Source organism: Pseudonocardia sp. TRM90224 (assembly GCF_021245725.1).
Lineage (GTDB): Bacteria > Actinomycetota > Actinomycetes > Mycobacteriales > Pseudonocardiaceae > Pseudonocardia.
In genome coordinates this window covers 243,454-267,454 of sequence record NZ_JAJGSX010000006.1, presented here as the reverse complement: position 1 = coordinate 267,454, position 24,001 = coordinate 243,454, and the positions used below count along the sequence as shown (strand labels likewise).

Sequence of the window (24,001 nt, the reverse complement as noted above, 5' to 3'; positions counted from 1 at the left end):
GCTGTGTCACCGCCGGGTCGTCGTCGCGTGCAGGTAGTCCCGGTTCAGCTGGCTGATCACGTCGAGCGGGATCTCCTTCGGGCACGCGACCGCGCACTCGCCGGTGTTGGTGCACCCGCCGAAGCCCTCGTCGTCGTGCGCCTGGACCATCCGCACCACCCGGCTGTCGCGCTCGGGCTGACCCTGCGGCAGCTCACCGAGGTGGGTGATCTTGGCGCCGAGGAACAGCGACGCCGAGCCGTTCGGACACGCTGCGACGCACGCCCCGCAGCCGATGCAGGCAGCCGCCGTGAACGCCCGATCGGCCTGCGGCTTCGGCACCGGCACGGCGTGCGCGTCGGGCGCGGCTCCCGTCGGCGCGGAGATGTACCCGCCCGACGCGATGATCCGGTCGAACGCGCCGCGATCCACGACCAGGTCCCTGACCACGGGGAACGCCCCGGCGCGGAACGGCTCGATGGTGATCGTCTCGCCGTCGTGGAAGTGCCGCAGGTGCAGCTGGCAGGTTGTGGTGGCCTTCTGCGGGCCGTGCGGCTGGCCGTTGATCACCATGCTGCACGCACCGCAGATGCCCTCGCGGCAGTCGTGGTCGAACGCGACCGGCTCGTCGCCGTCGAGGATGAGCTTCTCGTTGAGCACGTCGAGCAGCTCGAGGAACGACATGTCCTCGTCGGCGTCGTCGACCCGGTAGCCGATCAGCTTGCCCTTGTCGTTCGGCCCGTCCTGGCGCCAGATCCGCAGGTTCAGTCTCACTTGTAGCTCCGCTGGCTCGGGTGGACGTAGGTGAACTGGAGGTCTTCCTTGTGCAGGACGGGCGCGTTGCCCTCGCCCGCGTAGCCCCACGCCGCGACGTAGGAGAAGTGGTCGTCGTCGCGGGCGGCCTCGCCGTCGTCGGTCTGGCTCTCCGCCCGGAAGTGCCCGCCGCACGACTCGGTGCGGTGCAGCGCGTCGAGGCACATCAGCTCGGCGAGCTCGAGGAAGTCGGCGACCCGTCCGGCCTTCTCCAACGACTGGTTCAGCGTTGCGGCGGAGCCGGGCACCTTGACGCTGCTCCAGAACTCGTGGCGCAGCTCGGGGATCCGGTCGAGCGCCTTGCGCAGCCCGGCGTCGGTGCGCTCCATGCCGCAGTGGTCCCACATGAGGTGACCCAGCTCGCGGTGGAACGAGTCGACCGTGCGATTGCCGTCGATCGAGAGCAGCGTCTCGACCCGCTGAGCCACGTCGGCCTCGGCCGCGACGACCGCGGGCGCGTCGTGCGCGACCGGGGTGAGCCTGCTCCCGGCGAGGTAGTCGCCGATCGTGTTCGGCAGCACGAAGTACCCGTCGGCGAGGCCTTGCATCAGGGCCGAGGCGCCCAGCCGGTTGGCGCCGTGGTCGGAGAAGTTCGCCTCACCCACCACGAACAGGCCCGGGATCGTGCTCTGCAGGTCGTAGTCGACCCACAGCCCGCCCATCGTGTAATGCACGGCCGGGAAGATCCGCATCGGCACCGAGTACGGGTCCTCACCGGTGATGCGCTGGTACATCTGGAACAGGTTCCCGTACTTCGCCGCGACGGCCGGGCGGCCCAGCCGCGCGATCGCGTCGGCGAAGTCGAGGTAGACGCCCAGTCCCGTCGGGCCGACACCGCGCCCGGCGTCGCAGACGTTCTTCGCGGCGCGGGACGCGATGTCCCGCGGCACGAGGTTGCCGAACGCCGGGTACTGGCGCTCCAGGAAGTAGTCGCGCTCGGCCTCGGGGATGTCGCCGGGCGCCCGGGTGTCGCCGCCCTTCTGCGGCACCCACACGCGGCCGTCGTTGCGCAGCGACTCGCTCATCAGCGTGAGCTTCGACTGGTGGTCGCCGCTCACCGGGATGCACGTCGGGTGGATCTGCGTGTAGCAGGGGTTGGCGAACAGCGCGCCCTTGCGGTGCGCCCGCCAGCCCGCCGTGACGTTGCAGCCCTTGGCGTTGGTGGAGAGGTAGAAGACGTTGCCGTAGCCGCCGGACGCCAGCACGACGGCGTCCGCGAGGTGGCTCGTGGTCTCCCCGGTGACGAGGTCGCGCGCGACGATCCCGCGCGCCCGGCCGTCGACGATGATCAGTTCGAGCATCTCGTGACGCGAGTACATCGTCACGCCGCCGGCGTCGATCTGCCGTTCGAGCGCCTGGTAGGCGCCCAGCAGCAGCTGCTGACCCGTCTGACCCTTCGCGTAGAACGTCCGGGAGACCTGCGCGCCGCCGAACGAGCGGTTGTCGAGCAGTCCGCCGTACTCGCGGGCGAACGGCACCCCCTGCGCCACACACTGGTCGATGATCTGCAGGCTGATCTCGGCGAGCCGGTGGACGTTCGACTCGCGCGAGCGGAAGTCGCCGCCCTTGACGGTGTCGTAGAACAGGCGGTGGACGCTGTCGCCGTCGTTGCGGTAGTTCTTCGCGGCGTTGATCCCGCCCTGCGCCGCGATCGAGTGCGCGCGCCGCGGGCTGTCCTGGTAGCAGAACGAGCTGACCTGGTAGCCCAGCTCGGCGAGGCTCGCCGCCGCGCTGCCGCCGGCGAGGCCGGTGCCGACGACGATGATCTTCATCTTGCGCTTGTTGGCCGGGTTGACGAGCTTCACGCCGAACCGGCGCCGCTCCCAGCGGGTCTCGATCGGGCCCTCGGGCGCGGCGGTGTCGGCGATCGGCGCACCGATCGTGAAGTCGGTGTAGGTCATGGCTCAGGCCACCAATCCGGTCAGGACGGCGAAGGGAACGGAGAGGAAGCCGACGACCAGCACGACCGCGACGACGAGCGCAACCGCCTGCAGCGTGTGCTGGGTCGCGGCGCTGGAGCGGCCGAAGGTCTGCAGCCCGCTCCACAGCCCGTGCCGGACGTGGAAGCCGACCGCGATGACGGCGAGCGCGTAGAAGAGGGTGACGTACCAGCGCCCGGGCGCGAAGTCGGCGACGACGTTCGCGTGCACCTCGCCCTGCACCCCGTGCGGGTTGAGCGTTCCCGTCGTCAGGTCGAGAAGGTGGTAGACCACGAACAGGAAGACGATCACCCCGCCCCAGCGCATGGTGCGGGCGGCGTAGCTGCCCTTCACCGGCGGCCGGTAGGCGTACTTGACCGGACGTGCCTTGTGGGCACGGCGGGTCAGGATCACGGCGGAGGCGATGTGCGCGACCAGCGCGAGCGCCAGCACCACGCGAATGATCCAGAGGAGCGTCTCCTCCGGCAACGCGGGCTCGCCGATCGTCCGGAGCCAGTGCGCGTACTTGTCGATCGACTCGGCGCCGAAGAAGATCTTCAGGTTGCCGATCATGTGGGCGATCAGGTACAGCAGCATGATGGCGCCGCTGACCGCCATCACGTACTTCAGCAGCACCGACGGCGTGCGCTTGGCACCCGCCGGTCCGGCACGCCGGCCCGCGCGCTCCCCGAGTGTCACCATGTGGGAGAGGTTCCTACCGCAAGGCGCTGCCGTCCAATGCATCGGTTCGACCGGATCGATGCACGTAAGCTATTCGAGTGACTCTTCAGCAGCTCGCGTACTTCGTCGCGGTGGCCGACGTGCACAGCTTCACGCGTGCCGCCGAGGCCGTTGGAGTGGCGCAGCCCACGTTGTCGCGGCAGCTCAGGGCCTTGGAGAGCGATCTTGGTGCGGCGCTGGTGGATCGCGGCGGCCGGGAGGGACCGGTGCTCACCCCGGCGGGCGAGGCCGTGCTCCCGCTCGCCAGAAGAATGCTCGCCGACATGGACAGCGCGCGCAGCGCCGTCGCGGAGATCATCGGTCTGCGCAGCGGGCGGGTGCGGGTCGGCGCGACCCCGTCGCTCTGCATCGGGGTGCTCGCCGATGTGCTGCGGGTGTTCCACGAGCAGTACCCGGACGTGCGACTGGAGCTCGTCGAGAGCGGCTCGCAACCCCTCGTGCGCTCGGTCGTGCGCGGCGAGATCGACGTCGCGATGGTGATCGTCCCGCCGAGCGGGGTCGATCCGGCGCTGCACACCACTCCCCTGCTGCGCGAGCGGCTCTCGGTGGCGTCACCGGCCGCGGGCCGGCCGCCGGCCGCGCGGGGCTCGATGGGCATCCGGGAGCTGGCCAGGCGTCCGCTCGTGGTGCCGCGGCAGGGCTACGACGTGCGGGAGGCCACGCTGCTCGCGTTCGCCGCCGCCGGGGAGACCCCGACCTTCGCGGTCGAAGGTGGCGAGATGGACGCCGTGCTGCGGCTCGTCGAATCGGGCACCGGGGTCGCGGTCGTCCCCGACCTGGTGTTCGCGGGCCGGCCGCGGCTGCGCCGCACGGTGCTGACCCCGCCGATCTACCGGACGGTCGCGCTCGCGCGGCGGGCCGACCTCACCCCGACCCACGCCGTGCAGATGTTCCGCACGACCTTGCTCTCGTTCCTCGCCGAGCTGTCCGCCGCCGGAGGGTTCCCCGGCGACGTGCAGGTGCTGCACCGGCCCGACACCGCGGGTTAACGTGGCGTGGTGGCCGACATCCACTTCTACTTCGACCCGGTCTGCCCCTTCGCCTGGATGACGAGCAAGTGGGTGCGGCAGGTGCAGGCACAACGCGACTACGACGTCGAGTGGCGGTTCATCTCGTTGCGGCTGCTCAACTCGCACCTCGACTACGACACACATTTCCCTCCCGAGTACGACGCGAGCCACACCGGCGGGTTGCGCCTGCTGCGGCTGGCGTCGCGGGTGCGGGAGGAGCACGGGCGGGCGGCCGTCGGCGCCCTCTACGAGACGCTGGGCAGGCAGATCTTCGACAGCGCCGACAGCGCCATCACGACCGACGACCCCGCCGTGCGTGGCACCGCCGCCTTCGTCGAGCCGGTGCTCGATCAGCTCGGCCTGGACAGGCGGCTCGCCGAGGCACTGGACGACACCGCCCGCGACGCCGAGATCCAGGCCGAGACCGACGAGGCGCTGAGCCTGACAGGCAAGGATGTCGGCACGCCGATCCTGCACTTCGAGCCGCCTGCGGGAGTGGCGTTCTTCGGTCCGGTGATCAGCCGGCTCCCGTCGGACGACGAGGCCGCCGAACTGTGGGACCACGTGATCGCGCTGGCCCGCTTCCCCGGCTTCTCCGAGCTGAAGCGCAGCATGCGCGAGCAACCCCAACTGCGCTCCTTCGGCGTGGCCGACGGCGAGGTGGGCAAGCAGGAGGACTGGCACGGCGGGAGCCGACGACTCAAGAAGTAGGCGATCGCCTCACTCCTCGGCAGGTTCCTCACCCGCGAGTTCCTCGGACTCGGCGCCATGCGCGGCCAACACCTCGCGCACCACGCGGTACGCGATCCCGCCGCCGTAGCCCTTGCGGGCGAGCATTCCGACGAGCCGGCGCGCTGTGCGGGTGCGCTCCTCCGCCGTCGCCACCGGGAGCGACCGCACCTTTCGCTCGACGAGCTCGCGGGCCCGCTGCTCCTCCGACTCGGAGTCGACCCCGGCGAGCGCCTCACCGGCGATGTCGTCGGCGACACCTTTGCGGCGCAGCTCCTGCGCGATCGCACGGCGGGCTAGGCCGCGGTAGTTGTGCCGCGACCGGACCCACTGCTCGGCGAAGGAGGCATCGTCGATCAGCCCGACCTCGTCGAACCGCTCCAGCACGGTGGTCGCCGCCTCGTCGGGCACACCCTTGCGGCGCAGCGCCTGCTCCAGCTCGAGCCGGGTGCGTGCCCGGTCGGTGAGCAGGCGCAGGCAGATCTCCTTGGCCACCGCGATCGGATCTGCCCCGGGGTCGAGCTCCGGTGGTCCGTGCCGCCTGCGCTCGCGCGGCCGTCGTCCCCTTTCCTCCGGATCCGCGGTCGCAGGCGCCTCCGGAGCGGCGACGTCGGACGCCGGCCTCGCCACGGGTCGGCGTTCCCTGCGCGGACGCCTGGCCTCCGGTTCGTCGGTTCGCACCCGCCCAGCGCCGGGCCGGCCGCGCCAGCCGGTGAGGCTGGCGACGCGCATGTCGGGGGCGGGCGCATCGACGCCCGCATCGACGTCCGCAACCCGAGCAGGCTCGCCGCGCTGCTGGACCCTCAGCTCGGCAACCGGCGCCGGCGCGTCGGGCTCGACGATGCCGTCGAACCCGCCGAACAGCACGATCCTTTCCGCTTCCGGCTGTGGCTCGTCGGCTCCGTCCAGGCCCGCGACCGGTGCCGCCTCATCCGCCGGCTCGAGCTCGTCGAACCGGGCGAGCCGGCTGCCGCCCGGCTCCTGCGTCATGCTCAGAAGTCGACCGGCGCGGGCAGCGGCTCGGCGGCGGCGTCGAGCACGGCGCCGATCCCGAGCTTCTCCTTGATCCGCTTCTCGATCTCGGCCGCGACGTCGGGGTTCTCGCGCAGGAACTTACGGGCGTTCTCCTTGCCCTGGCCCATCTGGTCGCCCTCGTAGGTGTACCAAGCACCGGACTTGCGGACGATGCCCTGCTCGACACCCACGTCGACCAGCGAGCCCTCGCGGCTGATCCCGACGCCGTAGAGGATGTCGAACTCGGCCTGCTTGAACGGCGGGGCCACCTTGTTCTTGACCACCTTGACGCGGGTGCGGTTGCCGACCATGTCGGAGCCGTCCTTGAGCGTCTCGATGCGCCGGATGTCGAGCCGGACGGAGGCGTAGAACTTCAGGGCCTTGCCACCCGTCGTGGTCTCCGGCGACCCGAACATGACCCCGATCTTCTCGCGGAGCTGGTTGATGAAGATCATCGTGGTGCCGGAGTTGCTCAGCGCACCCGTGATCTTGCGCAGCGCCTGGCTCATGAGCCGGGCCTGCAGACCCACGTGGCTGTCGCCCATCTCGCCCTCGATCTCCGCGCGCGGCACGAGCGCCGCCACGGAGTCGACGACGATGATGTCGAGCGCGCCGGAGCGGATCAGCATGTCGGCGATCTCCAACGCCTGCTCACCCGTATCGGGCTGGGACACGAGCAGGTTGTCGGTGTCGACACCGAGCGCCTTGGCGTACTCGGGGTCGAGCGCGTGCTCGGCGTCGATGAACGCGGCGATGCCACCCGCGGCCTGCGCATTGGCGACGCAGTGCAGCGCGACGGTCGTCTTACCGCTCGACTCGGGGCCGTACACCTCGACGACGCGGCCGCGCGGCAGGCCGCCGACGCCCAGCGCGACGTCGAGCGCGATGGAGCCGGTGGGGATCACCCCGATGGGCGGCCGGGTGTCCTCGCCGAGGCGCATCACCGACCCCTTGCCGTGGTTCTTCTCGATCTGGGCGAGTGCGAGTTGAAGCGCCTTCTCGCGGTCGGGTGCGGTCATCGCCGGGTCTCCACCTCGTGCTCGGGACGTGTTGTTCGATCTGCTGTCGACGGTAGGGGCCACCACCGACAATCCGCGGACCGACTCCGGAACTGTGGACAGCCGGCACGCGATGTGGACAACAGACTAGCGAACACGTGTTCGATCGTGGAACGGACACGCCCGCCGCGTAAGATGCGTCGCCCGGCGGTGGGAACCGGCGGGTCAGCGGCGCGCGGCCGGCACGTCGTAGACCTCGCAGACGGCACGCCAGACGTCGCGCGGGTCGATCCCCGCCTCCAGCGCCTGCTCGACGGTCCGCCCGCCGAGCTGGGCGAACACGTGGTCGTGGGAGACGGAGGCGGCCCGCGCAGCGCCGAACTCACCCTCCATCAGCTCGCGGAAGTAGGTCAGTCGCACACGCACAACGCTACTGCCGCCCGCCCCGACGGCCTCCCCCGATGGCATGCTCGGCGCATGCCGACCGCACTGCTCCTCCTCGCCCAGACCGGGTTCGGCAGCCCCGTGGGCAAGGTCATCGTGCTCTTCGGCCTGCTGGCGTCGCTGGTCCTCATCGCGCGCTGGTGGTGGCAGAACCGCGGGCGCTGAGGCGGGCGGGCCGTGGTGGTCCGGGGGGTGCGTTGCGCGCGCGAGGCAGGAAAGCCACTTTCCGGCCCTCACAGGGCAGGAAAGTGGCTTTCCTGCCCTTCCCAACCCCTGGGAGAGCTACGCGTCCGGCGAAATCCGCGGCGAGCGCCCCGGCCGGCGCCCTAATCTCCGGGACATGCATCTCGCGCAGGTCAACATCGCACTCCCGGTCGCCCCGCTCACCGAGCCGGAGCTGGCCGGGTTCGTCGAGGCGCTGGACCCCGTCAACGCCGAGGCCGACGCCGCCGATGGCTTCGTGTGGCGCATGCAGACCGAGGACGGCGACGCCACCGCCGTCCGCGGCTTCGGCGACGACCGGCTGATCGTGAACATGAGCGTCTGGACGTCGGTCGAGGCGCTCGCCGCCTACGCCTACGGCGGTGCGCACCGCTCGATCATGGCGCGGCGCCGGGAGTGGTTCGTGCGCATGCGCGAGGCGTTCCAGGTGCTGTGGTGGGTGCCGGAGGGCACGGTCCCGACCGTGGCCGACGCCGAGGAGCGGCTCGCCCACCTGCGCGAACACGGCCCGACGCCCTACGCGTTCACGTTCCGGCAGAGTTTCCCCGCCCCCGACGCCGCACCCGAGCCCACAACGGCGGGCGACGACTGGCTCTGCCCGGCCTAGCCGGGCACATCCGCCGACGCAGGCTTGCGCACGGCGAGCACCCCGGCCGCGACGAGGTACGGCACGACGACCACCGCCGCGACGATCCCGAGCACCGCGAACGACGCACCGGCGACGACGATGCCCGCGGCGATGCCGCCGACGGCGCCGCCGACGTTCATGGTGACGTCGGACAGCCCCTGCGCGCCGGCCCGCACCCGCAGCGGCACCGACTCCGTGAGCAGGGCGGACCCGGCGACGATCCCCGCCGACCAGCCCAGCCCCAGCAGGAAGAGCCCGACGCTCAACAACGCCGTGTCCCGCGGCCCGGCCATCGCGCACAGGACGCCGGAGGTGAGCAGCAGGGCCGTGCCGAAGGCGAGCACGGTCGCGCGGCCCACCCGGTCGGCCAGCCAGCCGATCAGCGGGCTGAGCGCGTACATGCCGGCGACGTGCAGGCTGATGACGAGCCCGACCACCGCGATCGTCGCGCCGCCGTGGTCCATGTGCACGGGCGTCATCGACATCAGGGCGATCATGATCACGTGGCTGAGCGCCACCCCGGCGACGCCGAGCAGCGCGGGCGGCGAGGCGAACAGCGCGGCGCGCACCTCGGCGCCCCGCACCGGTGTGGCGTCGGCCTCGACGTCCGCGGCGCGGGCCAGCACCAGCGGGTCCGGTCGCAACCCCGCCCATGCGATCACCACCGACAGGAGGAACGCGGCGGCACCGAGCAGGAACGGTCCGGTCGCCGGTTCGAGCCCGACGCGGCCGGCGAGGTCCTGGACGGGGCTCGCCAGGTTGGGCCCCGCGACCGCGCCGACCGTGCTCGCCCACATGATCAGCGCGAGCGAGCGGGCCCGGCGGGCGGGCGCCGCGAGGTCGGTGGCCGCGTAGCGGCCGGCGAGCCCCGCTGCCGAACCCGCCCCGACCAGTACGAGCGCGACCAGTAACGCAGGAGCACTGCCCGCGGCCACCGCCGCGACACAGCCGAGCCCACCGATCGCCCCGATGCCGTAGCCCAGCATCAGCGCAGGTCGACGGCCCGACCGCGTGGCCACCTTGGCGACGAGCAGCGCGGCGGCCGCCGCCCCGATCACCACGCACGTCTGTGCGACCCCGCCGATCGCCTCCGAACCGGACAGCCGCGTGGCCACCAACGCGCTGACCACGATCGCCACGGACATGCCGATCCCGCCGAGCACCTGCCCGGCGCTCAGCACCACCAGTACACGCCGCTGCACCGCAGGGTCCACCGAGCCGTTCACCCGATCGATACTGCAGGGCGGACGGGCGCACGACAACGCCGGCCGTCCCACGCATCCGGCCGGGCCGGTGGCCGGTGGATCGTGGTGCTGGCCGATTTGCGGGTGCTGATGGCTCTCGCGACAGCCACCACCTCCCGCTAGCGCCTCGCGCGTCGGGTGTGCCTGGAAAGCCACTTTCCCGGCCTGTGGCGCTGGGAAAGTGGCTTTCCAGGCAACCCGTGCGGATCGCACGCATCCTCCTTGGGTGGCGTCGCGGTGTGCGCGGTCCGGAAACTGTCGGTGGTCGGGCGCAGAATGGGTCGCGACGCCGTCCGAGCAGCTGGAGGAGGTGGCGATGACCGCGTTGGAGGGCTTCTCCCCCGCCACCCGCGCCTGGTTCACGGGTGCGTTCGTCGCGCCGACGGCCGCGCAGGAGGGTGCGTGGCGGGCGGCGCAGGCGGGGCGCCATGCGCTGGTCGTGGCGCCCACCGGCTCCGGCAAGACGCTCGCGGCGTTCCTGTGGGCGCTCGACCGGCTGTCCACCGAGCCGTTCCCCGAGGAGCCGGCGCACCGCTGCCGGGTGCTGTACGTCTCGCCCCTCAAGGCGCTCGCGGTCGACGTGCAGCGCAACCTGCGTTCGCCGCTGGCCGGCATCCGCCAGTCGGCCCAGCGGCTCGGGCTGCCCGTCCCCGAGATCACCGTGGGCATGCGCACCGGCGACACCCCGGCCGAGGAACGCCGGCTGTTCGCCCGCACCCCGCCGGATGTGCTGGTCACGACACCGGAGTCGCTGTTCCTCCTGCTCACCTCCGCGGCTCGGGAGTCGCTGCGCGGGGTGCAGACGGTGATCGTCGACGAGGTGCACGCCGTCGCCGGCACGAAGCGCGGCGCCCACCTCGCGCTGTCGCTGGAGCGGCTCGACGAGCTGCTGCCGAAGCCGGCGCAGCGGATCGGGCTCTCCGCGACGGTCCGGCCGGTCGACGAGGTATCGACCTTCCTGGCGGGGTCGCGGCCGGTCGACGTAGTGCAGCCGCCGATCCCGAAGACGATCGAGGTGTCGGTCGAGGTCCCGGTGCCGGATCTCGCCGCGCTCGACGAGCAGCCCGCCGTCGGGAGCTCCGACGAGGAGGTGATCGGCTCGGTCGCGGGCACGGCCACCCGGCCGTCGATCTGGCCCGCAGTGGAGCGCAGGTTGCTCGAGCTGGTCCGGCAGCACCGCTCGACGATCGTGTTCTCCAACTCGCGACGGCTCACCGAGCGGCTCACCGCGCGCCTCAACGAGCTGGCCGCGGAGGATGCCGAGGAGGCCGTCGACCTCGACACGTTCCCGGCCGAGGCGATCGGGCAGTCCGGCATCGGGGGCGGGGCGCCGCCCACGGTGGCGAAGGCGCACCACGGCTCGATGTCGCGCGAGCAGCGCACCCTCGTCGAGGAGGAGCTGAAGGCCGGCCTGCTGCCGTGCGTCGTGGCGACGTCCAGCCTGGAGCTGGGCATCGACATGGGCGCGGTCGACCTCGTCGTCCAGGTGGAGGCGCCGCCGAGCGTCGCGTCGGGGCTGCAGCGCGTGGGCCGCGCCGGCCACCAGGTCGGCGCGATCTCACGCGGCGTGGTGTTCCCGAAGTACCGGGGTGATCTCGTCTCGTGCGCCGTCGTCGCGGAGCGCATGACGTCGGGCGCGATCGAGTCGATGCGCTACCCCCGCAACCCGCTCGACGTGCTCGCGCAGCACATCGTGGCGATGGTCGCGCTCGAACCGTGGACGCTCACCGAGCTGGCCGCCGTCGTGCGCAGGGCGGCGCCGTTCGCCGCGCTCCCGGAGTCGGCGTTGCAGTCCGTGCTCGACATGCTCTCCGGGCGCTACCCGTCGGAGGAGTTCGGCGAGCTGCGGGCACGGATCACGTGGGACCGCGTCACCGACATCGTGCAGGGCCGGCCCGGGGCGCAGCGGCTCGCGGTCACCTCCGGCGGCACGATCCCCGACCGCGGCCTGTTCATGGTCATGACACCGGGCGGCGCCGAGGGCTCCGGCTCCCGGGTCGGCGAGCTCGACGAGGAGATGGTCTACGAGTCGCGGGTGGGCGACACGTTCCTGCTGGGCACCTCCAGCTGGCGGATCGAGGACATCACGCACGACCGCGTGATCGTCACCCCGGCGCCGGGCCAGCCGGCGCGGATGCCGTTCTGGAAGGGCGAGTCGATCGGGCGGCCGCTGGAGCTGGGGCGCGCCGTCGGAGCGTTCGTCAGAGAGATGTCGGCGCTGGCCGACGACGCCGCGCGCGAGCGCGCCACGCTCGCCGGACTCGACGGGTGGGCCGTCGACAACCTGCTGGCCTACCTGCACGAGCAGCGCGAGAGCACCCGCCACGTGCCGAGCGACCGGCTGCTGCTCGTCGAGCGGTTCCGCGACGAGCTCGGCGACTGGCGACTGGTCGTGCATTCGCCGTTCGGGGCGAAGGTCAACGGTCCGTGGGGGCTGGCGATCGCGGCGCGGATGCGCGAGCGGCGCGGGGTGGAGGTGCAGGCATCCGCCGCCGACGACGGCATCGTGCTGCGCCTGCCGGATGCCGTCGACGAGAACGGCACCGAGGTCGTGCCGAGCGCGGAGGACATCCTGCTCGACCCCGCCGAGGTCGAGCAGATCGTGGTGAACGAGCTGGGCGGCTCATCGGTCTACGCCGCGCGGTTCCGCGAGTGCGCGGCACGCGCGCTGCTCCTGCCCCGCCGCGACCCGCGCCGTCGCACCCCGCTGTGGCAGCAACGCCAGCGTGCCTCGCAGCTGCTGGCCGTCGCCGGGCGCTACGAGCAGTTCCCCATCACGCTCGAGGCGATGCGCGAATGCGTGCAGGACGTCTACGACCTGCCGGGCCTTCGCGAGCTGATGTCCGACGTCCGGTCCCGGAAGGTGCGGGTCGTCGAGGTGAGCACGCCTGCGCCGTCGCCGTTCGCGCGCAGCCTGCTCTTCGGCTACGTCGGGATGTTCCTGTACGAGTCCGACGCCCCGCTGGCCGAGCGCAGGGCGGCCGCGCTGTCGCTCGACTCCACCCTGCTCGCCGAGCTGCTCGGCTCCGACGCGATCAGGGAGCTGCTCGACCCCGAGGTGCTGGCCGAGGTCGAGGCCTCGCTGCAGCGCCTGAGCGTCGAGCGGCACCCCCGCGACCTCGAAGGCGCCGCCGACCTGCTGCGGTTCCTCGGCGACCTCACGACCGAGGAGGCCGCGGCTCGCGGCATCCGCGCGGAGTGGCTCACCGAACTGGAGAGCGCGCGGCGCGCGATCAGGGTGCGGATCGCGGGCGAGGAGCGCTGGCTCGCGATCGAGGACGCCGGCCGCGCCCGCGACGCCCTGGGCGCCGCCCTGCCGGTCGGTGTGCCGGAGACCTTCACCGAGCCGGTGGCCGACCCGCTGGGCGACCTCGTGCTGCGTTACGCGCGCAGCCACGGCCCGTTCGCGGCCGCGAGCTGCGCAGCCAGGTTCGGGCTCGGTGTTGCGGTGGTCGGCGGGGTGCTGGAGCGGCTGGTCGGCACCGGCCGGCTGGTGCGCGGCGAGCTGCGTCCCGGCTCGGAAGGTGTCGAGTACTGCGACGCCGAGGTGCTGCGCAGGCTGCGCCGGGCGTCGCTCGCGCGGCTGCGGGCCGAGGTCGAGCCCGTCGAGCAGCGCGCGCTGGGCCGGTTCCTGCCCGATTGGCAGGGCGTGCGCACCGGTGCCGACGACGGCAGGCGCGGCCGGATGCGGCGCGCACCCGGCGCCGAGGACGTGCTGGGTGTGGTCGAGCAGCTGGCCGGCGCGCCGCTGCCGGCGAGCGCGCTCGAGTCGCTGATCCTGCCCGCGCGGCTGCCCGGCTACTCGCCTGCGCTGCTCGACGAGCTGACCGCCGCGGGTGAGGTCACCTGGACCGGGTGCGGGCCGCTCGCAGGCAGCGACGGATGGCTCGCCGTCGCCCCGGCCGACGTCGCCGACCTGCTGCTTCCCGAGCCCGACCCGGAGATGGCCGCCTCCCCGCTGCACCGCGCGGTGCTGGAGGCGTTGGGGCTGCCGGATCTCGACGCGCCACCGGTCGGCGGCGGCGCGCTGTTCTTCCGCCAGCTCGCCGAACGCAGCGGGCAGATCCTCGCAGCATCGGGCGGGACGACCCCGCTCACCGCGCCCACCGACACGGACGTCGTCACGGCGATCTGGGACCTCGTCTGGGCCGGTCTGCTGACCAACGACACGCTCGGCCCGTTGCGGGCGCGCCTAGGCGGCGGTGGTGGCCGGGGCGGGCCGGCTCATCGCGCCCGGCGAGCGGCGCCGCGCGGCCGCTATGCGCAGCTGCGGGCCGCCCGGCCGGCGATGCCGACCAGGTCGGGGCCGCCGTCGGCCGGTGGCCGGTGGGCGCTGGCCGTCGCACGCGAGGCCGATCCCACCCGCCGCGCCCATGCCAGGGCGGAGGCGTTCCTCGAACGCCATGGTGTGCTGACCCGCGGAGCGCTCGGCACCGAGCGTGTGACCGGCGGCTTCGCCGCGGTCTACCGCGTGCTGCGGGCGATGGAGGATTCCGGCCGCGTGCGCCGCGGCTACGTCGTGGAGGGGCTCGGCGCGGCGCAGTTCGCGGTGCCGGGCGCGATCGACCGGTTGCGGGCGCTCTCGCGCCCGGAGGGGCCGGCCGCGGGCGGGCTCACCGGCGTCGTCCTGGCCGCCGCCGATCCCGCCCAGCCCTACGGTGCCGCCCTGCCGTGGCCCGCGACGGTCGGCGAGAGCAAGCACCGGCCGGGACGCAAGGCAGGTGCGCTGGTGGTGCTCGTCGAGGGCGCGCCGGTGCTCTACGTCGAACGCGGCGGGCGTTCGCTGCTGTCGTTCACGCCCGAACGCGCCGAGCTGGGCGCCGCCGCGGAGGCGCTTGCCGGCGCCGTCCACGAGGGGTGGCTCGGCACCCTCGCGGTCGAGCGGGCCGACGGCGTGGGCTCGCTCGGCTCCGAGCTGGCCGAGGTGCTGACCGGCGCCGGGTTCCGGGTCACCCCGAAAGGCCTTCGCCTACGCGCCTGACCAGCATGATCTGTCTTTGAAACGGTTCTGACACGCCTCCATCGGACGCTCTCCCCCGTCAGCAGTTCGACATCAGGGGGATGACATGGATGCACGGATCGAAGTTGCGGTGACGGTTCTCGGGATCGCCAAGGGTGGCGTGATCGGCTCGAGCTTCACCCACCGCATCGCCTGATCAGCAGTTAGCCTCGGCGTCATGAGGGGTGGCGCCGAGGCATTCTTGACCGAACCCGTTCCCGGCGCCCCGATCGACCGCAACGCGCTCGACGAGGCACTGCGCCACGCGAACTTCCCGTCGCTCGTCCCGGTGCTGTACCAGCTCACCGGCGACCGACGCTGGCTGGAGGAGCCGTTCCGGCCCTCCCGCAGCCGTGGCATGGAGAACAACGACAACGGCGGATTCTCGGAGGAGGTCCGCCACGAGCTCCGCACGGCGACCCTCCACGCCGTGCTCGCGTGGTCAGCGGGTCGCCCGCCGGCGGTCCCGGCCCCGGTCGGCGACCCGCTGACCGTTCTCATGACGCTCGCCACGGGCGAGCCCGTGCCCGCCGAGTACGCCGAGATGGCCGCGAAGGACATGGCTTTCGCTCCGGCGCAGCCCGTCCGGCGGGTCGACGGCGGGAACTTCCACGTGGTGATAATCGGCGCCGGCGTCTCCGGGATCCTGGCGGCGATCCGGCTCGGGGAAGCCGGCATCAGCCACGTCGTGCTGGAGAAGAACGCCGAGGTCGGCGGCACCTGGCTGGAGAACGGCTACCCGGGCGCCGGCGTCGACACGCCCAGCCACCTCTACTCGTACTCCTTCGCGCCACGGCAGTGGTCGACGCACTTCGGCAAGCGCGACGAGGTGCTCGGCTACCTGCGCGACGTCGCCGACTCCCACGACCTGCGCAGCCGGATCCGGTTCGGCACCGAGGTCGCCCGGGCCGATTACGACGCCGACCGGCAGCGCTGGACCGTGACGACGACCACCGGCGAGCGGATCGAGGCGCACGCCGTCATCTCCGCCGTCGGGCAGCTGAACCGGCCGAAGATTCCCAACCTGCCGGGCATCAACACGTTCCAGGGCTCGCTCTTCCACTCCGCGCACTGGCCCGCCGAACTCGACGTCACCGGTAAAAGGGTCGCGATCATCGGCACGGGCGCGAGCGCGATGCAGATCGTGCCCGCGATCGCGGGCCGGGCCGCGCGCACGACGATCTTCCAGCGCTCGCCGCAGTGGGTGGCCCCGAACGACGTGTACTTCTCCTCGATCGTCGAGGCGCAGCAGCTGCTGCTCGAACAGGTGCCGTTCTACCGCCGCTGGTACCGCACCCGGTTGGCGTGGGTCATGAACGACCGCGTGCACCCGGCGCTGCAGATCGACCCGGAGTGGGAGCACCCCGAGCGGTCGGTCTGCGCGCAGAACGACGGGCAGCGCCGCGTCTTCACACGCTACTTCGAGGCCGAGCTCGCCGGCCGCGACGACTTGCTAGCCAAGGCGCTGCCCGACTACCCGCCGTTCGGGAAGCGGATGCTGCTGGACAACGGGTGGTTCGGCGCCCTGAGGCGCAACGACGTCGAGCTCGTCACGGAAGCGGTCGCCGAGATCACGCCGACGGGTGTTCGCGGCGCCGACGGGACCGAAGTCGACGCGGACGTCGTCGTGCTCTGCACCGGCTTCGAGGCGAGCAAGCTGCTGCACCCGATGGACGTCCGCGGTCGCAGCGGGCGGTCGCTGCGCGAGACGTGGGGCGAGGACGACGCCGACGCGCACCTCGGCATCACCGTCACGGACTTCCCGAACCTGTTCCTCACGCTGGGTCCGGGCACCGTGCTCGGCCACGGCGGCAGCTTCATCACCATCGCCGAGTGCCAGGTGGGCTACATCGTCGACGCGCTCACCACGATGGTCGAGCGCGGCATCGGCGCCGTCGAGTGCCGCCCCGAGGTGTACGAGGAGTACGCCAGGCGCCTCGACGCCGCGCACGCGCGGATGATCTGGTCGCACCCCGGCATGCGCAACTGGTACCGCAACACCGCTGGTCGGGTGGTGTGCGCGCTGCCGTGGCGGATCGTCGACTACTGGGCCATGACCCGGGCGGTCGACTGGTCGCAGTTCCTGCTGGAGCCCGACTACTCCGGGACCACCGCAACCGCGTCGACCTCGACGAGCTGACCCGCGTAGCCGAGCACCGTGACACCCAGCAGCGTGCTCGGGGCGTCGTGGTCGCCGAACCGCGCGCGGACGACGTCCCAAGCCTTCACCAGGTCGGCCTGCTCGGTGCTCGCGACATAGACGGTGGTCCGCATGACGTCGGTGAGCCCGGCGCCGGCCGCGTGCAGCGCCACTTCGAGGTTGTCCATGACCTGCGCGGCCTGCCCGGCGATGTCGCCGAGCGCGACCACCTCGTCGTTCACGTCGATCGGGCAGGCGCCCGCGGTCTGGATCAACCGCGACCCCGGCGGGACCACGGCGGCGTAGGCGTACGGGACGGCGCCGGTGAGGGCGGGGGCACGGACGAGCTCGACGGGCATGGGCCGATCCTGCCGCACCTCGTGACGCGGGTCAGATCATTTCAGCGCCAGGGTCCTTCAGCGGCGTTTCTTGCTCGGTCGATGCCCCGACGCGTGCCGCCGCGGCTTGGTCGCGGTCGCCACCCCGGCTCCGGGCTCGCGCTTCGGCAGCGGCTTCGCGCCGGGTTTGGGCGCAGCCCGTGCGGCCGCTCCGGGCGCGGTCGCCGCAGGTACGACGACGGGCGGCGGCGGGTTTGCCGCCGCCTGGCGTTCGAGCCTGCGGTGGAACAGCGGCTGCTGCACGAGCGTCCACACGTTGTTCGTCAGCCAGTACACGAGCACGGCGACCGGGAGCCCGAAGAACAACCCGCCGCCGAGCACACCGAGCGGGAAGATCCACGGCATCAGCTTCATCATCGAGGCTGCCGGGCCGTCCATCGGCGAGATGGTCAGCGAGTGCCGCGCCGAGAAGTGCGTCGCCACCGCGGCGATCAGGGTCAGCGGTACGACGACCGCAATGACCTGCCACCGGTCGACGTGCGCACCGAAGGAGTCGAGCAGCTCCTGCGGCATCGTGAGGAACGACGAGAGCGGCGCGCCGAACAGCCGTGCCTCCAGGAAGGACCGCACGTCGTCGGCGGGGAAGGCGTAGTTCGCGATGGCGGCGTTCTGCTCGAACGACAGCCCCGGCCGGTTGAACATCCGCAGCACGTGCAACAGGCCGAGGAACACCGGGATCTGCACCAACGCGGTGATCAGCGTCCCGGCCGTCTTCACACCGTTTGCCTCGCGGAGTTTCTTGTTCTCGCTCAGCATCTTGGCGGGATCGTCGGCGTGCCGCTTGCGGATCTCTTCCATGTGCGGAGAGAGGGCGCGCATGGCACGCCCGGATCGCATCTGCGCGAGCATCGGCTTGATCATCAGCGCGCGCAGTGTGAGGACGAGGAACACCACGGACAACGCCCACGCGATGCCGTTGGTGGGGCCGAGCAGGAATCCGAGCACCTCGTGCCAGAACCACATGACGGCCGAGATCGCGTAGTAGATCGGGTCTAGCACGGCGCGACCTCCGCGCCGGGATCGGACAGGACGAAGCAGGGCATGACAGCGCTCCAGAGCAGCAGCCGGGACAGGGACCGGGACCCGGCGGCGAGCGCGCAGCTACACCGCCGGAACTGCTCCGGACGGGGCTCGGGAACGGATGTGACCCGCGGCGTCGGGATCACGCTGGCGGGGCACGGCACGTCGGGCCAGCGCGCGGTGGTGCTCGCGGGCGGTGATCGCGGGAGTGGACCCCGCGGTGGCCAGCACACCCATCTCGGCGCGCCTGACCAGCCCACATGCGACGAGCACTGCGCCCATCACGCCGACGATCAGGGCGTGCTCGCCGGTGGCACCGGCCAGCACGGAGCCCAGCAGCAGCAATGCCGCCGCCTGGACCCACGCCCCTCGCATGGCGCCAGGGTACCTGGAAGTGGGTAGCGCGGCCGCCGACGGCCGGGCAAGGTGCCGGGGTGCACACCGTCGCCCGCGAGCAGATCCCCGACCTGCGCCCGTGGTTCCTCCCGGAACGACCGGGGCCGATGATGTTCGAGCACGCCGTCCGCAGCGGTGTCGGCCGGTGCCTCGTCGACCGCCCGGACGACCCGCGGTCCGTCGTCGTCGCGCTGCCGGGCGGCAACTACCAGCTCCGCGGCGCCCCGACGCAGCTGACCGGCCCGGACGGGCTGGACAGCCCGATGGCCGGGTTCGTCGAGGCGCCCCCACAGTGGCTGCCCGCCCTGCAGGAGGTCCATCCGAACGCCAAGGGGTGGGGGCGGATCATCTACGTCCTCCCCGACGACGTCGACCTGCCGGCGCCCCGGCCCGAAGTGCGGCGCCTCGTCGCGTCCGACGCGGCCGGGCTGGCCGCGCTCGACGAGGACATCAGCTGGATCCACGAGACCTGGGACGGCGCCGAAGGGCTCGCGAAGTCGGAGCTGGGCTGGGCGGCGTTCGTCGACGACCGGCCGGTGTCGATCGCGGTGCCGTTCTACGTCGGTGCGGGCTTCGAGGACATCGGTGTGGTCACCGACGCCGGCCATCGGGGCACCGGGCTCTCGACCGCGTGCACCGCCGCCGCGGCCGCCGACATCCGCAGCCGCGGCAAGCAGCCGTGCTGGAGCACCTCGTACACCAACCTCGCCAGCCAGGCGGTCGCGACGAAGGTCGGGTTCGTCAAGGAGCGGGAGGACGTGCTCTACGCCGTCGGGATCCCGATCCCCGGCTGACCCTCGTCACCCGTCGGGGACGAGCAACCCGCGCTGGTACCCGGCGGCGACGGCCGACGCACGGTCACGCACCTGCAGCTTCGCGTAGATGTGCAGCAGGTGCGTCTTGACCGTCGCCTCGCTGATGAAGAGCTTCTGCGCCGTCTCGCGGTTCGTCGAGCCGGCCGCGACGAACCGCAGCACCTCGAGCTCGCGAGCGCTGAGCGCGTCCTCACCTGGTTCCCGCATCTGCCCCATCAACCGGCCCGCGACGGCCGGCGAGAGCACCGCCTCACCCCGGTGCGCCGAGCGGACCGCCCGCAGGAGGTCCTCCCGCGGGGTGTCCTTGAGCAGGTAGCCGGTGGCGCCGGCCTCGATCGCGGGCAGGACGTCGCGGTCGGTGTCGAACGTCGTGAGCACCAGCACCCGCACGGACGGCGCCGTGCGCCGCAGCTCCCGGATCGCCTCGACCCCGCCCATCGTGGGCATGCGCAGGTCCATGAGCACGACGTCGACGCCGTTCTCCGCGGCCGCGACCCTGGCCAGCGCCTCGGCGCCGTGCCCGGCCTCCCCGACGACGTCCATGTCGGGCGCCCCGTCGAGCACGCCGCGCAGCCCGTCCCGGACGACCGGGTGGTCGTCCACGATCAGTACCTTGATCACCCTCGCTCCTCACGCGTGTCGGCGACCGCGAGGATCGCGGGCACGCCGGCGCTGATCGCGGTGCCCTCCCCCGGTGCGCTCTCGACCGTCAACGTGCCCGACACCCGGCGGACCCGCTGCTCCATCGCCGCCAGTCCGAACCCGGACCCGCTGGCAGGCCCCGCCAGCTCGGCCCGGTTGAACCCGCAGCCGTCGTCCCGCACGTCGAGCACGACGAGATCGCCCATGTAGGACAGCGTCAGCCCAACCCGGCCGGCCGCGGCGTGCTTCCCCACGTTCGCCAGCGCCTCCTGCGCCACCCTGAACAGCGCCACCTCGATCTCCGGCACCATGGGTCGTGGATCGCCCGTGGTGTCGACGGACACCCGCACGCCGGTGGTCGCCGCCCACCGCGTCGCCATGTCGCAGATCGCGTCCGGCAGCTGGGCGTCGACGAGATCCGCGGGGGCGAGCGCCGCGACGGATCGACGGGCCTCGGTCAGGCTCTCCCGGGCGAGCGCGCGAGCGGTGTCGACGTACCGGTCGGCCGTCGCCGGGTCCGCGGTCGACCGGGCCGCCTCCAGCTGGGTGACGATGCCGGTGAGGCCCTGCGCGATCGTGTCGTGGATCTCGCGGGCCATCCTGGCCCGCTCGTCGTGGACGCCGGCGGTCCGCGCCTGGCTGACCAGCAGCGCGTGCAGGTCGGCGTTCTCCCGCAGCGCCTCGGAGAGCTGCGCGTTCGCCGCGTTCAGCTCGTCGATCATCGTGCCGCGCCGGGCGCTCTGCGCGGAGAGGTAGACCCCGTAGTAGGTGAACGTGCCCGTGAGCAGGGCGTTCAGCACCGCCAGCACCGCGATGCCGAGCACCACCAACGGGGTCAGCGCGACGAACCGGCCGCCGACCTGCGCGAAGGCGACCATCACGGCGGCAACCCCGACCGCTGCGAAGCGCCAGCGCCCCTTCAGGAAGAGGAACGCGTGTGTGAACACCGCGATCCCGAGGAACGCGAACAGCGGCGACGCGTAGGTGAGCACGGCCATCAGCACAAGGAGGCCGCCGATGTAGATCGCCCCGTGCGGCGCCCGCTCCGCCCGCGCGGGCCGCCCACCGGAGTACACGACACACCACCCGACGGTCAGGAGGGAGAGCACCCCGACCAGCAGCCAGAACGGCGGCGAGCCGTCCTTGATGACCACCGGTGTCAGCGCGACCCCGACACCGAGCCCGAGGTAGGGCGTGTACCGGCTGATGACGACGTCGAGCCGCCGCTCGACCGTCGCGAGCCGCTCGTCGTCCCCCTCGTGACCCTGCTCGTGACCGGGCACGCCGCTCCGTCCCACCTGGCGACGGTATCCGTCCCGCCGCACCACCTGACCAGCATCGATCATCCACTGGGCCGGGAGGGCCCCGAATCGGCCGTCGCGGCAGCACGATCGACCGATCGGTGGATGTACGGTCGATCGGTGCCAGAGGGCGACACCGTGTACCTCTCGGCGAAGCGGCTGCGCGCCGCGCTCGCCGGTCACGAGCTCACCAAGGGTGAGCTGCGCCACCCGCGGCTGGTCGGGGCCGACCTCGCGGGGCGCACCGTGCTGGACGTGGCGTCGGTCGGCAAGCACCTGCTCACGCGCTTCGACGACGGCACGACGTTGCACAGCCACCTGCGGCTGGACGGATCGTGGCACCTCTACCGGCCCGGGATGGCGTGGCAGCGGCCCGCGCACCAGGCCCGCGCCGTGCTCGAAACCGCAGACCGGGTGGCCGTCGGTTTCGCGCTGCACGACATGGAGCTGCTGCCGACGACGGCCGAGCACACGCTCGTCGGACACCTCGGTCCCGACCTGCTCGACCCGGCGTGGGGTGCGGAGCATGCGGCCGAGGCGTTGCGCCGGTTCACCGCGCGCGGGGCGTCCGAGGTGGGGCTGGTGCTGCTGGAGCAGCGGGTGATGGCCGGGGTCGGGAACCTCTACAAGACCGAGGTCTGCTTCCTGCTCGGCATCTCGCCGTGGACGCTCACCGCGGACGTGCCCGATCCCGCGGCCGCGATCGAGCTGGCCCGGACGCTCCTGCTGCGCAACGCGGACCGTCCGCAGCAGTCGACGACCGGTGAGCTCGGCCGCGGGCGGCAGCAGTGGGTGTTCGAACGCGGCGGGCAGCGCTGCCGGCGCTGCGGCACCCGCATCCGGACGGCCGAGCAGGGCGACGGGATCTACGCGCGGATCGCGTACTGGTGCCCGAAGTGCCAGCCCGGCCCGCAACCGCCCGGCCGCTGACCCATTCGGGCGGAGACGCGGACGGCCCGCTCGTCCAGCGGGTGGACGGGCGGGCCGTTCGGGACAGCGGTTTGCTGGCGGGCCGCTCAGGCCGTGCCGGGCTGCTGCTGCTTGCCCAGCTGCGGCGGCGCGGGCGCGGCCGCCTTGTCGCCGGCCGTGACCTCACCCGCGACGGGTGTGCCGTGCAGCGACGCCCTGATCTGCTCCAGGCGGCTCGCACCGGCCATGTCGACCGCGGAGGCCTGCACCTCCATCATCCGGCCCTGGACGGAGTTCTGCGCGAGCTCGGCGGAGCCGATCGCGTTGGCGTACCGACGCTCGATCTTGTCGCGGACCTCCTCCAGCGACGGAGTGTTGCCCGGCGCGGCGAGCTCGCTCATCTGCCGCAGCGACGCGGCGGCCTGCTCCTGCATCTTCGCCTGCTCCAGCTGGCTGAGCAGCTTGGTGCGCTCGGCGATCTTCTGCTGGAGCATCATCGAGTTGCGCTCCACGGCCGTCTTGGCCTGGCCGGCGGCCTGGATGGCCTGGTCGTGGAGGGTCTTCATGTCCTCGACCGACTGCTCGGCCGTGACGAGCTGCGTGGCGAACGCCTGCGCCGACTGCTCGTACTGCCCGGCCTTCACCTCATCGCCGGCCGCGCGCGCCTGGTCGGCGAGCACGAGCGCCTGCCTGGCCGAGGCCTGCAGCTTCTCGATCTCGCCGAGCTGGCGGTTGAGCTTCATCTCCAGCTGGCGCTGGTTGCCGATCACGGCAGCAGCCTGCTGGGACAGCGCCTGGTGCTGCCGCTGGGCTTCCTCGATGGCCTGCTGGATCTGCACCTTCGGGTCGGCGTACTCGTCCACCTTCGACGAGAACAGCGCCATCAGGTACTTCCAGGCCTTCACGAACGGACTGGCCATCTTTCCGCCTACCTCCGGGTGCCGTCTGTCACCGCCGTCTACAACCGCCAACTCAACCGGCCGCCGGTGCTCCTCGCCCCATCGTGGCACCGGAATGGCGCGGCTTCCACCACGCGGCGACGATATCGGGGATCTTCCGGAGGCCTACGTCGGGGCGACCCGGAGGCCAGGCTACCGGTCGTCACGGTTGCGCGACGACAAAGAACGCGGAAATACCACGATGCCCGCGACCGGAATGGTCGCGGGCATCGTCGTGAAATCGAGTGGTCAGCCTCAGGCGGCGGCGCGCACCGCCCCGACGGGCCTGGGCAGGGCCGGAGAAACCGGTGCGATCGGGACGGTGCCGGGCATCGGAACGCCCATCGGCGCGCCGGTGGGCTGGCCGACCGGGCGGGCGTCGGCGATGCGCAGGTCCATGTGGCGCAGGCCGATCGGGGCGCGCTGGCGCTCCGCGGCAGCCGCGGCCGACTCCGCGATCGTCTCGGCGGCCTCGCTGAGCAGCTCGTGCAGCGCCATGTCGAGCGCGTCGCAGATGGCCGCGAGCAGCTCGCTCGACGGTTCCTTGCGCCCTCGTTCCACCTCGGACAGGTATCCGAGGCTCACCCTGGCGCGACGCGACACATCGCGGAGGGTCCGCCTGCGCGCGGTGCGCGCACGCCGCAGGGTGTCGCCGATCGCTTCTCGCATCAGCACAGCCATGCGAAACCTCCTTCTCGTGCC

General features: G+C 72.3%; 22 protein-coding genes. 8 read left to right on the top strand and 14 right to left on the bottom strand.

Annotated elements, in window-relative coordinates; all coding sequences use genetic code 11:
* Nucleotides 1-6: 6 nt before the first annotated feature.
* From LL648_RS11860 to LL648_RS11850, 3 genes are read right to left on the bottom strand one after another with little or no spacing between them, the layout of a single operon-like run.
* Nucleotides 7-753 carry a succinate dehydrogenase/fumarate reductase iron-sulfur subunit gene (locus LL648_RS11860; RefSeq protein ID WP_232662552.1) on the bottom strand — a complete coding sequence of 249 codons (747 nt, stop codon included), beginning with the start codon at nucleotides 751-753 and terminating at the stop codon, nucleotides 7-9.
* Nucleotides 750-2,693 (bottom strand): fumarate reductase/succinate dehydrogenase flavoprotein subunit, encoded by a 1,944-nt coding sequence (locus LL648_RS11855; RefSeq protein ID WP_232662551.1) that lies wholly within the window; start codon nucleotides 2,691-2,693, stop codon nucleotides 750-752. The genes LL648_RS11860 and LL648_RS11855 overlap by 4 nt, the downstream gene beginning before the upstream one ends.
* A gap of 3 nt (nucleotides 2,694-2,696) precedes the next feature.
* The gene (locus tag LL648_RS11850) at nucleotides 2,697-3,413 is read right to left on the bottom strand and encodes a succinate dehydrogenase cytochrome b subunit (RefSeq protein WP_232662550.1); all 717 of its coding nucleotides are present in this window, start codon (nucleotides 3,411-3,413) and stop codon (nucleotides 2,697-2,699) included.
* 77 nt (nucleotides 3,414-3,490) lie between these two features.
* Here LL648_RS11850 and LL648_RS11845 point away from each other — a divergent pair, with 77 nt between their 5' ends.
* Nucleotides 3,491-4,441, top strand: coding sequence for a LysR family transcriptional regulator (locus LL648_RS11845; RefSeq protein WP_232662549.1), 951 nt, complete (start codon nucleotides 3,491-3,493; stop codon nucleotides 4,439-4,441).
* A 57-nt stretch (nucleotides 4,442-4,498) separates the two neighbouring features.
* Nucleotides 4,499-5,173 (top strand): mycothiol-dependent nitroreductase Rv2466c family protein, encoded by a 675-nt coding sequence (locus LL648_RS11840; protein WP_255685264.1) that lies wholly within the window; start codon nucleotides 4,499-4,501, stop codon nucleotides 5,171-5,173.
* 9 nt (nucleotides 5,174-5,182) lie between these two features.
* Here LL648_RS11840 and LL648_RS45165 read toward each other — a convergent pair whose 3' ends face one another.
* From LL648_RS45165 to LL648_RS11825, 3 genes are all read right to left on the bottom strand, one after another.
* Nucleotides 5,183-6,181, bottom strand: a complete 999-nt coding sequence (locus LL648_RS45165; RefSeq protein ID WP_308190302.1) for a regulatory protein RecX — start codon at nucleotides 6,179-6,181, stop codon at nucleotides 5,183-5,185.
* A gap of 2 nt (nucleotides 6,182-6,183) precedes the next feature.
* Nucleotides 6,184-7,224 (bottom strand): recombinase RecA, encoded by a 1,041-nt coding sequence (gene recA / locus LL648_RS11830; RefSeq protein ID WP_232662547.1) that lies wholly within the window; start codon nucleotides 7,222-7,224, stop codon nucleotides 6,184-6,186.
* A 204-nt stretch (nucleotides 7,225-7,428) separates the two neighbouring features.
* Entirely contained in the window at nucleotides 7,429-7,623 is a 195-nt protein-coding gene (locus LL648_RS11825; protein WP_232662546.1) for a DUF3046 domain-containing protein, read from the bottom strand.
* 57 nt (nucleotides 7,624-7,680) lie between these two features.
* On the opposite strand from LL648_RS11825, the gene LL648_RS43950 reads away from it, so the two are divergent.
* Nucleotides 7,681-7,812 (top strand): hypothetical protein, encoded by a 132-nt coding sequence (locus tag LL648_RS43950; RefSeq protein WP_255685187.1) that lies wholly within the window; start codon nucleotides 7,681-7,683, stop codon nucleotides 7,810-7,812.
* A 175-nt stretch (nucleotides 7,813-7,987) separates the two neighbouring features.
* A complete protein-coding gene (locus LL648_RS11820; RefSeq protein WP_232662545.1) occupies nucleotides 7,988-8,476 on the top strand; it encodes a DUF3291 domain-containing protein in 489 nt (162 codons plus the stop codon).
* Here LL648_RS11820 and LL648_RS11815 read toward each other — a convergent pair.
* Nucleotides 8,473-9,723: an MFS transporter gene (locus LL648_RS11815; protein ID WP_232662544.1), complete on the bottom strand. Its 1,251-nt coding sequence runs from the start codon at nucleotides 9,721-9,723 to the stop codon at nucleotides 8,473-8,475. The genes LL648_RS11820 and LL648_RS11815 overlap by 4 nt on opposite strands.
* 334 nt (nucleotides 9,724-10,057) lie before the next feature.
* Between LL648_RS11815 and LL648_RS11810 the strand changes: the two genes are divergently transcribed.
* Both LL648_RS11810 and LL648_RS11805 read left to right on the top strand, forming a co-directional pair.
* Nucleotides 10,058-14,722 carry an ATP-dependent helicase gene (locus tag LL648_RS11810; protein WP_232662543.1) on the top strand — a complete coding sequence of 1,555 codons (4,665 nt, stop codon included), beginning with the start codon at nucleotides 10,058-10,060 and terminating at the stop codon, nucleotides 14,720-14,722.
* Between the two features lie 196 nt (nucleotides 14,723-14,918).
* Nucleotides 14,919-16,880 carry a flavin-containing monooxygenase gene (locus tag LL648_RS11805; protein ID WP_232662542.1) on the top strand — a complete coding sequence of 654 codons (1,962 nt, stop codon included), beginning with the start codon at nucleotides 14,919-14,921 and terminating at the stop codon, nucleotides 16,878-16,880.
* On the opposite strand, the gene LL648_RS11800 is transcribed toward LL648_RS11805, so the two are convergent.
* From LL648_RS11800 to LL648_RS11790, 3 genes are all read right to left on the bottom strand, one after another.
* Nucleotides 16,838-17,239, bottom strand: a complete 402-nt coding sequence (locus LL648_RS11800) for a RidA family protein (protein ID WP_232662541.1) — start codon at nucleotides 17,237-17,239, stop codon at nucleotides 16,838-16,840. The two genes, LL648_RS11805 and LL648_RS11800, sit on opposite strands and share 43 nt — an antisense overlap.
* 57 nt (nucleotides 17,240-17,296) lie before the next feature.
* Complete coding sequence (gene yidC / locus LL648_RS11795) at nucleotides 17,297-18,277, bottom strand: membrane protein insertase YidC (RefSeq protein WP_232662540.1); 981 nt, start codon at nucleotides 18,275-18,277, stop codon at nucleotides 17,297-17,299.
* Between the two features lie 102 nt (nucleotides 18,278-18,379).
* Entirely contained in the window at nucleotides 18,380-18,673 is a 294-nt protein-coding gene (locus tag LL648_RS11790) for a DUF6412 domain-containing protein (protein ID WP_232662539.1), read from the bottom strand.
* A gap of 59 nt (nucleotides 18,674-18,732) precedes the next feature.
* On the opposite strand from LL648_RS11790, the gene LL648_RS11785 reads away from it, so the two are divergent.
* Nucleotides 18,733-19,488, top strand: coding sequence for a GNAT family N-acetyltransferase (locus LL648_RS11785; RefSeq protein WP_232662538.1), 756 nt, complete (start codon nucleotides 18,733-18,735; stop codon nucleotides 19,486-19,488).
* 6 nt (nucleotides 19,489-19,494) lie between these two features.
* Here LL648_RS11785 and LL648_RS11780 read toward each other — a convergent pair whose 3' ends face one another.
* The gene (locus LL648_RS11780) at nucleotides 19,495-20,130 is read right to left on the bottom strand and encodes a response regulator (protein WP_232662537.1); all 636 of its coding nucleotides are present in this window, start codon (nucleotides 20,128-20,130) and stop codon (nucleotides 19,495-19,497) included.
* On the bottom strand, nucleotides 20,127-21,449 hold the full coding sequence (locus LL648_RS45160) for a sensor histidine kinase (protein ID WP_232662536.1): 1,323 nt from the start codon (nucleotides 21,447-21,449) through the stop codon (nucleotides 20,127-20,129). The genes LL648_RS11780 and LL648_RS45160 overlap by 4 nt, the downstream gene beginning before the upstream one ends.
* A 123-nt stretch (nucleotides 21,450-21,572) precedes the next feature.
* Between LL648_RS45160 and LL648_RS11770 the strand changes: the two genes are divergently transcribed.
* The gene (locus tag LL648_RS11770; RefSeq protein WP_232662535.1) at nucleotides 21,573-22,382 is read left to right on the top strand and encodes an Fpg/Nei family DNA glycosylase; all 810 of its coding nucleotides are present in this window, start codon (nucleotides 21,573-21,575) and stop codon (nucleotides 22,380-22,382) included.
* Between the two features lie 86 nt (nucleotides 22,383-22,468).
* On the opposite strand, the gene LL648_RS11765 is transcribed toward LL648_RS11770, so the two are convergent.
* Nucleotides 22,469-23,281: a PspA/IM30 family protein gene (locus LL648_RS11765; RefSeq protein ID WP_232662534.1), complete on the bottom strand. Its 813-nt coding sequence runs from the start codon at nucleotides 23,279-23,281 to the stop codon at nucleotides 22,469-22,471.
* A 273-nt stretch (nucleotides 23,282-23,554) separates the two neighbouring features.
* The gene (locus tag LL648_RS11760; RefSeq protein WP_232662533.1) at nucleotides 23,555-23,980 is read right to left on the bottom strand and encodes a helix-turn-helix domain-containing protein; all 426 of its coding nucleotides are present in this window, start codon (nucleotides 23,978-23,980) and stop codon (nucleotides 23,555-23,557) included.
* Nucleotides 23,981-24,001: the final 21 nt, after the last annotated feature.

Bases quoted from the DNA above. Each gene is read 5' to 3' on its own strand.
- LL648_RS11855 (WP_232662551.1), bottom strand. From the start codon at position 2,693: ATGACCTACACCGACTTCACGATCGGTGCGCCGATCGCCGACACCGCC.
- LL648_RS11850 (WP_232662550.1), bottom strand. From the start codon at position 3,413: ATGGTGACACTCGGGGAGCGCGCGGGCCGGCGTGCCGGACCGGCGGGT.
- LL648_RS11840 (WP_255685264.1), top strand. From the start codon at position 4,499: ATGACGAGCAAGTGGGTGCGGCAGGTGCAGGCACAACGCGACTACGAC.
- LL648_RS45165 (WP_308190302.1), bottom strand. From the start codon at position 6,181: ATGACGCAGGAGCCGGGCGGCAGCCGGCTCGCCCGGTTCGACGAGCTC.
- recA (WP_232662547.1), bottom strand. From the start codon at position 7,224: ATGACCGCACCCGACCGCGAGAAGGCGCTTCAACTCGCACTCGCCCAG.
- LL648_RS43950 (WP_255685187.1), top strand. From the start codon at position 7,681: ATGCCGACCGCACTGCTCCTCCTCGCCCAGACCGGGTTCGGCAGCCCC.
- LL648_RS11820 (WP_232662545.1), top strand. From the start codon at position 7,988: ATGCATCTCGCGCAGGTCAACATCGCACTCCCGGTCGCCCCGCTCACC.
- LL648_RS11810 (WP_232662543.1), top strand. From the start codon at position 10,058: ATGACCGCGTTGGAGGGCTTCTCCCCCGCCACCCGCGCCTGGTTCACG.
- LL648_RS11805 (WP_232662542.1), top strand. From the start codon at position 14,919: ATGAGGGGTGGCGCCGAGGCATTCTTGACCGAACCCGTTCCCGGCGCC.
- LL648_RS11800 (WP_232662541.1), bottom strand. From the start codon at position 17,239: ATGCCCGTCGAGCTCGTCCGTGCCCCCGCCCTCACCGGCGCCGTCCCG.
- LL648_RS11790 (WP_232662539.1), bottom strand. From the start codon at position 18,673: ATGCGAGGGGCGTGGGTCCAGGCGGCGGCATTGCTGCTGCTGGGCTCC.
- LL648_RS11765 (WP_232662534.1), bottom strand. From the start codon at position 23,281: ATGGCCAGTCCGTTCGTGAAGGCCTGGAAGTACCTGATGGCGCTGTTC.
- LL648_RS11760 (WP_232662533.1), bottom strand. From the start codon at position 23,980: ATGGCTGTGCTGATGCGAGAAGCGATCGGCGACACCCTGCGGCGTGCG.